The sequence below is a fragment of the Criibacterium bergeronii genome, from assembly GCF_001693775.2.
GTDB lineage: Bacteria > Bacillota > Clostridia > Peptostreptococcales > Filifactoraceae > Peptoanaerobacter > Peptoanaerobacter bergeronii.
This window is the reverse complement of record NZ_MBEW02000062.1, coordinates 1-1,724: the sequence shown is the minus strand read 5'-3', so window position 1 is coordinate 1,724 and position 1,724 is coordinate 1. Positions and strand designations below refer to the sequence as shown.

Sequence of the window (1,724 nt, the reverse complement as noted above, 5' to 3'; positions counted from 1 at the left end):
AATCAGCAGAAACAACAGCAAAGTGGGAAATGGAGTTATCGGATATTGCACAGGGGCAATCTTCAAAGGAAAATTTTTTAGAAGCGATTGAAAATGAGATAAAAGAAGTGGTTTCCACTTATACCAAGTAAGATGCCACTAATTTCAAGGTGGAAAAAATGCCCTAAAAATGCTATAATCTTTTGTAGGAAAAGTAGGGAGAAAGGAAACGAGTATGAAAGATACATTTATGGATACTGCAAAAGTTATGTCAAAGGGGCAAGTTACCATTCCGAAAAGGATAAGAGAACTCTTGAACTTACAAAATGGAGATTATGTTACTTTTGTAGTTCATAAAGATAAGGTGCAAATTCAAAACTCCAAGACTTTTATTGAAGAAAATATTGATAAATAACAGTATATTTATAGAGGTAAATAATGGATAAAGATAAGATGGTATTGCAGAATACAAATGTGGGAAAAGATAATCATCAGTTTGATGATATTGTTAAGATTATCGAAGGTGCAAAGGATCGTGCTTATAGAAAAGTCAACGAAGAACTGATTTTGATGTATCAGGAAGTGGGAAAGTATATAAGTGAGAAAAGCAAAGAAGCAAGTTATGGATCAAATTTTGTGGAAAATGTTGCTGATTTTTTCTCTGAAAATTATCCTGATCTAAAAGGGTTTACTCGCAGAGGACTTTATAGAATGAAGCAATTCTACGAGTTATATAAGGACGATGAAAAAGTGTCACCACTGGTGACACAATTGAGTTGGACAAATCACTTGAAAATAATGTCTGGTTCAAAAAGCAAGGAAGAAAGACAATTTTATATTGAACTGGCAGTCAGAGAAAAGTATTCAAAGCGTGAGTTGGAAAGACAAATGGATAGTGGTTATTATGAGAGGTATATGCTTTCAAGCGGTGAGAGCTTGCCTGCCACACAAAAGGCAAAGAAAGAAACACATAATTTGTTTATGGACAGCTATGTCTTGGAATTTCTTGATGCACCAAAGATTGGAAGTGAAAGAGATTTTCAAAAATCAATTCTTGAAAATCTGAAGAATTTCATATTGGAAATTGGTAAAGATTTCTCATTCATAGGAAATGAATACAGGGTACAGGTTGGCAATCATGATTACTATATAGATTTATTATTCTATCATAGAGGGTTATCTTGCTTAGTTGCATTTGAACTAAAGATAGGGGAGTTTAAACCGGAATATATAGGCAAAATGAACTTGTATTTAGAAGCATTAGATAGAGAAGTAAAAAAGAAAACTGAAAATCCAAGTGTCGGTGTTATTCTTTGTGCTTCAAAAGATGATGAGGTTGTAGAATTTGCACTTAGTAGAAGCCTTTCTCCTACTATGGTATCGGAATACACCTTAAAACTAATAGATAAGAACCTGTTGCAAAGAAAGCTGAAAGAGTATACAGAAATTGCAGAAGAAGAAAATGAGTAGAAAAATAGCATTGAGGAATTTATAAAACATTAAGTTGCAGCACACAGAATTTAAAGGTGATTAGAGTAAAATCTAACCGCCTTTTTTGTTTGTAAAAAAGAAGGAGGTAAATATGCGAATAAATGATTTTCATAACATTTTGGAGCTTATAAAACAAGATGTTCTGCAGAGTGAAGCAGAGTATCTGAAGCTCTTAAAAGTTGTCGGGAACAACCAGAAGTACGATTTTAGAAGTCAGTTAAGTATTTATGATAAAAATCCTGAAGCGACAGCTT

The 1,724-nt window shown here is 33.1% G+C and carries 2 protein-coding genes and 1 pseudogene; all 3 read left to right on the top strand.

The genetic code is table 11. The features are described from left to right. Nucleotides 1-214: 214 nt before the first annotated feature. Nucleotides 215-394, top strand: a complete 180-nt coding sequence (locus tag BBG48_RS10725; RefSeq protein ID WP_004819946.1) for an AbrB/MazE/SpoVT family DNA-binding domain-containing protein — start codon at nt 215-217, stop codon at nt 392-394. A gap of 38 nt (nt 395-432) precedes the next feature. Next, entirely contained in the window at nt 433-1,449 is a 1,017-nt protein-coding gene (locus BBG48_RS10720) for a PDDEXK nuclease domain-containing protein (protein WP_456297796.1), read from the top strand. A 112-nt stretch (nt 1,450-1,561) separates the two neighbouring features. Beyond that, nucleotides 1,562-1,724 (top strand): annotated as a pseudogene (locus BBG48_RS11630) (conjugal transfer protein); the annotation flags it as partial.

What these genes read in the sequence shown, in the direction of transcription:
- BBG48_RS10725 (WP_004819946.1), top strand. Translation starts at nt 215, where the DNA reads ATGAAAGATACATTTATGGATACTGCAAAAGTTATGTCAAAGGGGCAA.
- BBG48_RS10720 (WP_456297796.1), top strand. Translation starts at nt 433, where the DNA reads ATGGTATTGCAGAATACAAATGTGGGAAAAGATAATCATCAGTTTGAT.